Source organism: Mesorhizobium sp. M7A.F.Ca.MR.362.00.0.0 (genome assembly GCF_004023175.1).
In the GTDB taxonomy this organism is placed as follows: Bacteria; Pseudomonadota; Alphaproteobacteria; order Rhizobiales; family Rhizobiaceae; genus Mesorhizobium.
Map to the genome: position 1 here is coordinate 1 of NZ_RZTF01000255.1, position 9,470 is coordinate 9,470.

Sequence of the window (9,470 nt, forward strand, 5' to 3'; positions counted from 1 at the left end):
CATCTATCCCGGGCGCGCCGACCATCCGCAGGCCGATATCGTCAAGAAGCAGATGGCGGGCGGCTCGACGCTGATCTGCCTCGACGTCAAGGGCGGCAAGCAGGCGGCCTTCGCCTTGCAGAACGCGCTCGACATCGTCTTGATCTCCAACAATCTCGGCGACGCCAAGAGCCTGATCACCCACCCGGCGACGACGACGCACAAGAATTTGAGCGATGAGGCGCGCGCCGAGCTCGGCATCGGGCCGGGCACGCTCAGACTTTCGGTTGGGCTGGAGGACACCGACGATCTGCTCGAGGACATCGCGCAGGCGCTGAAGGCCAGGTAGCGCGCGCGAGCGTCGTCACAGGATTACAGGCCGACCGCCTTGCGCAGCACTTCGTTCATGCGGGTCTGCCAGCCATCGCCAGCGGCCTTGAAGCGGTCGAGAACGTCGGCGTCGAGGCGTAGCTGTACGGCACGTTTGGGCCGGGCAAGCGGCGGCCGGCCAACCTTGCGGCGCGAAACGGCATCGGTTGGCTGCGCATCCGGATCGGCTTCGGCCGCAGCGGTGATCTTGGCATCTTCTTCGTCGGTCATCGCGGCAAGCGCCTTTTTGGCCAACGCCAAAGCGTCAGCACGTGACAGCTGGGGCGCAGCAGCCTCACGGCGTACGATCGTCTTAGAGGTTTTCGACATAGTCCGTAATTTCCTGCCTTGTGGCCTTGCGCAGCGAAATAACGCGGATGGCGTATCGTCGCTCGACATAAACCATCACATGGACGCCAGTTCCGATCAGACCGATGGCAACGAGGCGGTCCTCGCCAAAGTCCTCGCTGTCGTCGAGCCTGATAGCGGCGTTGGCGAAGTCGAAGGATGGTGCGATCGCAAAATCCACGCCATGCTTGGCCCTGTTCATCCTTGCCTTGTTTTCATCCCACTCGAACCGCATCGCCGCCGGTGCGTTCCCATAAATTATGTATACACAAAAATAGAGCCTAACGCAACATTTCCGTATATACGATAATTATTCCAGCGGTCAAACCTAGCTGACGCCTTCAGGCGCCGGACGGCGTCTCTTCCAGCTCGGCCGTCTTGGTGCCGATGGTCATCGCATTGCCGCGCCAGTCGACGGCGCCGCCGAGCCAGCCGCGTCCCCACATCGCCGGCAGGATCAGGTCGCGCGCCATGATCGCGGCGACCATGCGTGGCGACAGGTACCAGCCCTTGGACCAGGCCAGGGCGCACTCCGGAAGGTAGAAGGCCGCCAGTACGGCAATGGCGGTTGCCCAGAGGCTGAAACCGGCACTGGCTGCGGCAATCAGCGCAAGCACCAGCGGCACCAACGCGCCGGTCAGGATTTCGGGTGCGAAGAACAGCGGGAAAGTGACGCGGCGCAGGCGCGCCCAACGGGCCTGACGCGACCAGATCTCGTCAAACGAGCGCCGGCCAAGCGGCTGCTCGAAGGGGGCGGCGACGAGATCGACGCGCAGGCCGAGACTGTTCACCAGCTTGGTCGCGGCGGCATCCTCCGCGATCTCGGCCGCCAGCGCGCGGATACCGCCATTGGCGTCGAGCATCGGCTTGTTCCAGAGCATGCTCTTGCCCTGGGCAAAGCCAAGGCCGAGCGCATCGCCGGCATATTGCCAGCGCGCCTGCAGCGTGTTGAGGAAAGCGCATTCGACCTCGGCCCAGAAGCCGGCCGGCCGCGAGCCAATCGGCGTCGAGCAGACAAGGCCGGTGCCGGGCCGCCAGGCAGCCATCAGGTGCTGGATGTAGTCCCTCGGCATCAGCACGTTGGAATCGGCCAGGACGACCCAGTCGTGCCGCGCCGCTTCCCAGCCCTTGACGCAATTGTTGAGTTTCGGATTGGCGCTGATGCGGTCGTCGCCGACAAGCAGCCGGGCCAGCACTTTCGGAAACCGGACGATCGTCCTGTTTATCAATTCGACCACGGGATCGTCGGCATGGGCGACGCAGAAAATCAGTTCGTAGCGCGGCCAGTCGAGCGAGAAGGCGCGCTCCAGCGTCTCCTGCGTGAACGGCTCGACGCCGCGCGACGGCACGACGATCGACACCGGCCGCGGCTTGCCGGCCGGCGGCGCAATGGTGCGGCGCCGTTTCAGACGCGAAGCGGCGAGCACGATGCTGGCGAGATTCGAGAGGATGAGGGCGGTTGAAAGCGTGGCGGCTATGAGAGTGAGTTCCATCGAGATCCGGTCACTCCAGGAAAACCGGTCCGCCAGAACAATCTGGCTGGCATGACGACCGATTCAACAGTTCGACAGAGCGCCCGAGTCGCGCGGCACTGGTCGGCGCACACCATCATTGTCATGTGTCACTTAAATGACATTCTTTGCCGCCACCTGGGGTTCGGTCCGCAATGACAGGACGCGCACCGTTGACCAGCCCGCGTGGAGCGCCGAGAGTTGCCGGATTGTTTTGGAGCCGCTTATGTACAGCGCCGTCACGCGCAGCATCGAAGTTCAGGTCAGGCCGTTCTATCTGGAGGACCGCTCGGATCCCTCGGAGAACCGCTATGTCTGGGGCTATCAGATAACGATCGACAATCAGTCGGACGATTTCGTGCAGCTTCTGTCGCGCTATTGGCACATCACCGACGGCACCGGCCGGGTCGAGGAAGTCCGCGGCCCCGGCGTGGTCGGTGACCAGCCCGAACTCAATCCCGGCGACAGCTACCAGTACACGTCCGGCTGCCCGCTCTCGACACCGTCCGGCATCATGGTCGGGCACTACACGATGCGTAACAAGCGCGGCGAGACGTTCGACATCGCCATTCCGGCGTTTTCGCTGGACCTGCCGGGGACGCGGCGGACGGTGAATTAGCGTCTTTCTCCCCGTTCTACGGGGAGAAATGCCCGGCAGGGCAATGAGGGGCGGCGCCGAGCCCTGAGATTACATTCCGTCATAACGGCGTCTGATTGAGTACGTGCGGCCATTCGCCGACGTTCGCGCTGCCCCTCATCCGCCCTTCGGGCACCTTCTCCCCGTAAACGGGGAGAAGGAAAAACCCTGCTACTGAGCCGCGAATTCCGCCGGGTCGAAGTCATATTGCTTCGAGCAGAATTCGCAGGCGACGTGGATGCCGCCGTCCTCTGTACTGTCCTTGATCTCCTGCGCGGAAAAACCCTCGAGGATGCCGCGGATCTTGTCCCTGGAGCACGAGCACTGGTCGGCGACCGGGACGCCGCCGAAGACGCGCACGCCATGCTCGTGGAACAGCCTGTAAAGCAGCCGCTCGGCACCGATTGTCGGGTCGATCAGTTCGGTCGGCTCGATCGTGCCGAGCAGCGCCAGCAACTCCTGCCAGGAATTGTCGACCGGGTCGTGGATCTCCTCGCGCGGATCGCCATCGCCACCCGGCAGGTCCGGGACGCGCATACGCTCGGGCGACTGCGGCAGGAACTGCGCCAGGATACCACCGGCGCGCCACTGCTCGCGGGCACCGCCAGGACCGGGCGTCAAAAGCTTGGCCACCGACAGCCTGAGATCGGTCGGGATCTGTTCCGACTGGCGAAAATAGGTGCGTGCCGCATCTTCCAGCGTCTCGCCATCGAGCTGGACGATACCCTGATAGCGCTGCGTATGAGCGCCCTGGTCGATGGTCAGCGCCAGCACGCCGCTGCCGAGCAGGGTCTGCTGCGAGGTTTCGCCGGCCGCGACCAGCGCTTCCAGCCGGTCGGCGTCAAAACGCGCGTAGGCGCGCAGCGCCGAGGGCGTGGAAAAATCCGCGACCAGCATGTCGACAGGCCCGTCGGTGCGGGTCTGCAGGATGAACTTGCCCTCGAACTTCAGCGAGGTGCCGAGCAGCACGGTCAGCACACAGGCCTCCGCCAGCAGGCGGGCGACCGGCTCGGGATAATCGTGGCGGCTGAGGATGGCATCGAGCATCGGCCCGAGTTGGACGGTGCGGCCCCGCACATCGAGCGGGCCGACCTCGAACGGCACGACATGATCGTCGCCGGCATAGCCAAATTCGCCGAGTTTGGGGTGATGTTCAGTCACTTGATAGGTTTCCAACATGACAAAGCTCCAAGGCGCGGCCATGCCGCCCTCCGGGGCGCATGCGTCGAAACGCGCTTGATTTGCGTGATGCGGCGCAAATAGGCATCACACCCCCGCAGATCAAGCTCCCGGGGATCAAGCGCCGAGACACTTCAAGCGCCGAGACACCAGGCAAGCACGGCCTTCTGGGCATGGAGCCGGTTCTCGGCCTCGTCGAAGACCACCGAATGCGGCCCGTCGATGACCTCGTCCGTCACTTCCTCGCCACGATGCGCCGGCAGGCAATGCATGAACAGCGCGTCCGGCTTGGCCTTGGCCATCAGCTTGGCGTTGACCTGATAGGGCGAGAACACGTTGTGGCCGCGGGCGCGATGCTCCTGACCCATCGAGACCCAACAATCGGTGACGATGCAGTCGGCCTGATCGACGGCTTCCTCGGGCGAGCGGGTGAAATGCAGCTTGCCGCCATGCGCCTGCGACCAGTCGATATGCTTCTGCGCCGGCTCGCTGCCTTCGGGAACGGCGACGTTGAGGTTGAAGCGGAACCGGGCCGAGGCCTCGAGCAAGGAATGCAGCACATTGTTGCCGTCGCCGGTCCACGCGATGGTCTTGCCGGCGACCGGACCGCGATGTTCCTCGAAGGTCATGATATCGGCCATCAGCTGGCAGGGATGGGTGTCGTCGGTCAATCCGTTGATCACCGGCACGGTGGCGTTCTCGGTCAATTCCAGCAGGCGCTCATGCGAGGTGGTGCGGATCATGATCGCATCGACATAGCGCGACAGCACCTTGGCCGTGTCGGCAATGGTCTCGGAGCGGCCGAGCTGCATCTCGGTGCCGGTCAGCATGATGGTCTCGCCGCCGAGCTGCCGCATGCCGACGTCGAAGGAGACGCGCGTGCGCGTCGACGGCTTGTCGAAGATCATTGCCAGCACCTTGCCTTCGAGCGGTTTGGTGCGTTCGCCGGCCTTGAGGCGCGCCTTTCGCACCACCGCATCGTCCAGCATCAAGCGCAGATCGCCTTCGGAAACGGTGGAAAGATCGGTGAAATGGCGAACTGACATCTGCAATGGTTCCGGGATTACTTCGCCGCGGCGGAAGCGATCGCCTCCGCCAGGCCCTTGGCGCCGGCGCGGATGCGGTTGAGCGCGTCATGGATCTCGGCGTCGGTGACGGTGAGCGGCGGCAACAGGCGAATGACGTTGTCGCCGGCCGGAACCGCCAGCAGGTGCTGGTCGCGCAAGGCCATGTTCACCTTGGTGTTGGGCATGGCGCATTTGAGGCCGAGCATCAACCCGGCACCCCTGATGTCCTCGATGATTTCGGGAAATTCGTCGGCGACCGACGCCAGCCCCTGCTTCATCAGCAGCGCCTTGCGCTGGACATCTTCGAGGAAACCGTCTTCCAGCACGACATCGAGCACGGCGTTGCCGACCGCCATGGCAAGCGGGTTACCGCCGAAAGTGGTGCCGTGCACGCCAGCGGTCATGCCGACAGCCGCTTCATCCGTGGCAAGGCAGGCGCCCATCGGGAAGCCGCCGCCAATACCCTTGGCGATCGCCATGATGTCTGGCGTGACACCTGACCATTCATGCGCGAACAGCTTGCCGGTACGGCCGATGCCGCACTGGACCTCGTCGTAGATCAACAGCAGGCCGTGCTGTTCGCACAATTGCCTGAGCCGCTTCAGCGACTGCGTCGGCACCGGGCGGATACCGCCCTCGCCCTGCACCGGCTCGATCAGGATCGCGGCCGTCTCCGGCGTGATCGCCTTTTCGGCGGCGTCGATGTCGTCGAAGCCAACCTGATCGAAACCTTCGACCTTGGGGCCGAAGCCTTCGAGATATTTGTACTGGCCGCCAGCCGCGATGGTCGCCAGCGTGCGGCCATGGAAGGCGCCTTCGAAGGTGATGACGCGGAAACGCTCGGGATGTCCTTTGACGAAATGGTAGCGCCGCGCCGTCTTGATCGCGCATTCCAGCGCCTCGGCGCCGGAATTGGTGAAGAACACCTTGTCGGCGAAGGTGGCGTCGGCCAGCCGCTCGCCAAGACGGCTCTGCCCCGGAATCTCATAGAGGTTGGAAACATGCCAGAGCTTGGCGGCCTGCTCGGTGAGTGCGGCGACCAGATGCGGATGGCTGTGGCCCAGCGAATTGACGGCGATGCCGCCGGCGAAATCGAGATATCGCTCGCCCTTGTCGGTAACCAGCCAGGTGCCTTCCCCGTGGTCGAAGGCCAGGGGTGCGCGAGCAAAGGTCTCGTAAAGCGCCGAACCGCTCATTATATGCGTCTCCGGTACCGGAAAATCAAAAAAGCCGCCAAAGCGGCGGCCTGTGCGGCTTATCCCGTTTTTCGGCCATGAAGTCAACGAAAACGTCGCGTAGTGGCGCGCGGCAAGCCCCCCGACCGGACGCCGGCTCATCAGCGACCGGGCAAGTTGGGGAAAACCGAAAAAACCGATTCGTGTTGCACTTGGGACTCTTGTCACCGAGTCAGCGCATAGAGTAGTTGTAGTTGAGAAATAACTAGATTTCGTGCGGCGGACCTAATCACCAGATATATGTGGTGTCTGCCCCGGCAAATGTTGCCGGGTCGGGAGAAGGATTCCGATTGCCGCACGCTTAGAGGAGCGCGGTCTCATGAACTGGACTGACGAGCGGGTAGAACTCTTGAGAAAACTGTGGTCGGAGGGTCTGAGCGCAAGCCAGATTGCTGCGCAGCTTGGAGGGGTCAGCCGCAACGCGGTCATCGGGAAGGTGCATCGGCTGAAACTATCGGGCCGCGGACGCTCGACCGCCACACCGGCACGCCAGAAGAAGGCAGCGCAAGGATCGACCGTCCAGAAATCGGTATCACGCGCTGCAACCACGGCACGCCATGTCACGACATCGATCGGCGCGACCGCCTTGCAGACGCAGTTCGACGCCGAACCCGTGGCACGCCATTACATCCGCCCGGTTGAGAATGTCGTGCTGCCGATCTCGCGGCATCTGCAACTGGTCGAGCTGACCGAGCGAACCTGCAAATGGCCGAACGGTGACCCGCTTTCAGAGGACTTCCATTTCTGCGGCAACGAAGCCGCCGAAACCGGACCCTACTGCAAATATCACGCCCGCGTGGCGTTCCAGCCGGCATCGGAGCGGCGGCGGAGTCGGTAGTTAGGGATTAGGCAGTAGGCAGTAGGGCAATATGCTCTGAACCTCTTCGCCTACTGCCTACTGCCTACTGCCTACTGCCTACTGCCTACTGCCTATTCTCACAGCCACCCGTTCTTCCTAAACCGCCAGTAAAGAAACGCGCAGATCAGCGCGATCGTGGCCAGCACCACCGGGTAGCCGTATTCCATCTTCAGTTCCGGCATACTGTCGAAGTTCATGCCGTAGATGCCGGCGAGCGCCGTGGGCACCGCCAGGATCGCGGCCCAGGAGGCGAGTTTCTTGGTGTTCGCCGTTTCCTGACTCTGGCCGACCAGGAGGCTGGCCTCGAAAGCGAACGCCAGCACCTCGCGCAGGCTGTCGATCTTCTCCTGGACGGTGCGGATGTGGTCGGTGACGTCGCGAAACAGCGGATGCATGGCGGTATGTATCTGCGGCAGCTCGGCGCTGGTCAGCCTTCGGCAGACTTCGACCAGCGGAAGCGCGGCATTGCGCAGGCGCAGGAGATCGCGGCGCAGCATATAGAGCCGCTCGATGTCGGGAGCGTTCATCGGCTTCAGCAGAACCTTGTCCTCGATCGCCTCGACCTCGTCCTCGATCTGCTCGAGCACCGGCATGTAATTGTCGACGATGAAATCGAGAATGGCGTAGAGGACGAAATCCTCGCCCTTGGCCAGCGAATGCGGGCAGCTTTCCCAGTGCTGACGAACGGCGGCATAGGACGTCGAGGGACCGTGCCTGACGCTGACGATGTAGCCTGAGCCGACGAACAAATGGGTCTCGCCGAAGGTGACCCGGCCGTCGATCAGCTGTGCGGTGCGGGCGACGATGAACAAGGCGTCGCCATATTGCTCGATCTTCGGCCGCTGGTGCGGGTGCTCGGCATCCTCGATCGCCAGCTCATGCAGGTGAAACTGCGCCTGGACGCGCAGCAACAGGTTACGGTCGGGCTCCAACAGGCCGATCCAGACGACATGGCCGGATTTTTTTGCCCATTCGCCGGCTTCCTCGATGGGAATGTCGGCGATGCGGCGCCCCGCCGTGTAGACGCCGCAAGCGATAATGCCCGATATCGGCCCAGGCGCCGGGGTCAGGTTCCGAGCATTTTCCATCACGACCTCCCGGAGCAAATCCACGGGCGAGGATAGAGGCAAAGCCCGGAAAGCTTACTGTAAATCGGGTGACGGTTCGAGAGGCGCGTTCACTTCACCGGCTGCGTCTCGGAAAGACTGATTTTGTCGGTCTTGTCACCCTTGGGCCGCTCAGCCGGCAACTGATCGCCGGTGACGATGTAATAGATGGTCTCGGCGATGTTGGTGGCGTGATCACCGATACGCTCGATGTTCTTGGCACAAAACAGCAGATGCGTGCAGGGCGTGATGTTGCGCGGATCTTCCATCATGTAGGTCAGCAATTCGCGAAACAGCGATGTGTACATGGCGTCGATCTGGTCGTCACGATCGCGCACGAAGCCGATTTTTTCCACCGCGCGAGACGCGTAGACGTCGAGCACTTCCTTCAGCTGGGTCAACGCCAGGGTGGACAGAGCCTCGAGGCCGCGGAACAGGCTGGTCGGCTGGCGTCCATCGGTGACGGCGACCACCCGCTTGGCAACGTTCTTGGCGAGATCGCCAACCCGCTCGAGGTCGGCGGAGATGCGAATGGTCCCGACGATCTCGCGCAAATCCGCCGCCATCGGCTGACGCTTGGCAATGATGATGATGGCCTTGTCGTCGATTTCGCGCTGGCCCTCGTCCAGTACGGTATCGTCGCGGATGACCTTCTGGGCGAGGCCTGGGTCGGCATTGACGAGAGCGGTAACCGCCTGCTCGACCATGCGCTCGGCATGGCCTCCCATCGCGGCGATGCGCTTCGACAGATATTTCAACTCCTCGTCATAAGCGCTGACGATGTGCACGGACTGCATGGCAAAATGCCTTCCCACGGGGTGTTTTGATTTTGAGTCGTTTCCTCGAATCCCCGCTGATACGCTAGCCGGATGACAGAAAAAAGAAACAGTCCCTTTGAATTAGGGCGATATCAGTGAGTCGGCAAATGAACCGAGAATGCCGCGCCGTTGCCGACTTCGGACTTGATCGAAAGCCGGGCGTTGTGGCGCGTCAGTATATGCTTGACGATCGACAGGCCGAGGCCGGTACCCTTCTGGGTCCGGCTGGTCTCGACGTCGACGCGGTAGAAGCGCTCGGTAATGCGCGGAATGTGCTCCTCGGGAATGCCAGGGCCAAAGTCCCTGATCGTCACGTCGATGCCCGGCTCTGATCCGGCATCGCTATGGGCTATGGATACAAC

General features: G+C 62.7%; 12 protein-coding genes. 3 read left to right on the forward strand and 9 right to left on the reverse strand.

The genetic code is table 11. The annotated features are described in order from the left end of the window. Positions 1 to 328: PLP-dependent transferase (locus EOC06_RS25375; protein WP_206631255.1), on the forward strand; the 328-nt coding region annotated here is incomplete at its 5' end. A gap of 23 nt (positions 329 to 351) precedes the next feature. Here EOC06_RS25375 and EOC06_RS25380 read toward each other — a convergent pair. The 3 genes from EOC06_RS25380 to EOC06_RS25390 all read right to left on the reverse strand — a co-directional run bounded on the left by EOC06_RS25380 (position 352) and on the right by EOC06_RS25390 (position 2,189). Beyond that, entirely contained in the window at positions 352 to 678 is a 327-nt protein-coding gene (locus tag EOC06_RS25380) for a BrnA antitoxin family protein (protein ID WP_236383388.1), read from the reverse strand. Beyond that, complete coding sequence (locus tag EOC06_RS25385) at positions 662 to 931, reverse strand: BrnT family toxin (protein ID WP_128309079.1); 270 nt, start codon at positions 929 to 931, stop codon at positions 662 to 664. Before EOC06_RS25385 ends, EOC06_RS25380 begins: the two co-directional genes overlap by 17 nt. A 106-nt stretch (positions 932 to 1,037) precedes the next feature. Continuing rightward, on the reverse strand, positions 1,038 to 2,189 hold the full coding sequence (locus EOC06_RS25390; protein ID WP_128309080.1) for a ceramide glucosyltransferase: 1,152 nt from the start codon (positions 2,187 to 2,189) through the stop codon (positions 1,038 to 1,040). Positions 2,190 to 2,433: 244 nt separating this feature from the next. Here EOC06_RS25390 and apaG point away from each other — a divergent pair, with 244 nt between their 5' ends. Continuing rightward, a complete protein-coding gene (gene apaG / locus EOC06_RS25395) occupies positions 2,434 to 2,826 on the forward strand; it encodes a Co2+/Mg2+ efflux protein ApaG (protein WP_128309081.1) in 393 nt (130 codons plus the stop codon). Between the two features lie 189 nt (positions 2,827 to 3,015). On the opposite strand, the gene EOC06_RS25400 is transcribed toward apaG, so the two are convergent. The 3 genes from EOC06_RS25400 to EOC06_RS25410 all read right to left on the reverse strand — a co-directional run bounded on the left by EOC06_RS25400 (position 3,016) and on the right by EOC06_RS25410 (position 6,286). Further along, entirely contained in the window at positions 3,016 to 4,047 is a 1,032-nt protein-coding gene (locus tag EOC06_RS25400) for an Hsp33 family molecular chaperone (protein ID WP_127319330.1), read from the reverse strand. A gap of 110 nt (positions 4,048 to 4,157) precedes the next feature. After that, positions 4,158 to 5,069 carry an ornithine carbamoyltransferase gene (gene argF / locus EOC06_RS25405; protein WP_128309082.1) on the reverse strand — a complete coding sequence of 304 codons (912 nt, stop codon included), beginning with the start codon at positions 5,067 to 5,069 and terminating at the stop codon, positions 4,158 to 4,160. Positions 5,070 to 5,086: 17 nt separating this feature from the next. Then, a complete protein-coding gene (locus EOC06_RS25410) occupies positions 5,087 to 6,286 on the reverse strand; it encodes an aspartate aminotransferase family protein (protein WP_128309083.1) in 1,200 nt (399 codons plus the stop codon). A 358-nt stretch (positions 6,287 to 6,644) separates the two neighbouring features. Here EOC06_RS25410 and EOC06_RS25415 point away from each other — a divergent pair, with 358 nt between their 5' ends. Continuing rightward, positions 6,645 to 7,163, forward strand: a complete 519-nt coding sequence (locus EOC06_RS25415; RefSeq protein ID WP_127267146.1) for a GcrA family cell cycle regulator — start codon at positions 6,645 to 6,647, stop codon at positions 7,161 to 7,163. Between the two features lie 98 nt (positions 7,164 to 7,261). Here the strand turns inward: EOC06_RS25415 and EOC06_RS25420 are convergent, their stop codons facing one another. The 3 genes from EOC06_RS25420 to EOC06_RS25430 all read right to left on the reverse strand — a co-directional run. After that, positions 7,262 to 8,272 carry a magnesium and cobalt transport protein CorA gene (locus EOC06_RS25420; RefSeq protein ID WP_128309084.1) on the reverse strand — a complete coding sequence of 337 codons (1,011 nt, stop codon included), beginning with the start codon at positions 8,270 to 8,272 and terminating at the stop codon, positions 7,262 to 7,264. Between the two features lie 89 nt (positions 8,273 to 8,361). Beyond that, positions 8,362 to 9,087 (reverse strand): phosphate signaling complex protein PhoU, encoded by a 726-nt coding sequence (phoU, locus tag EOC06_RS25425; RefSeq protein ID WP_127319336.1) that lies wholly within the window; start codon positions 9,085 to 9,087, stop codon positions 8,362 to 8,364. Positions 9,088 to 9,200: 113 nt separating this feature from the next. Then, positions 9,201 to 9,470: ATP-binding protein (locus EOC06_RS25430; RefSeq protein ID WP_245470051.1), on the reverse strand; the 270-nt coding region annotated here is incomplete at its 5' end.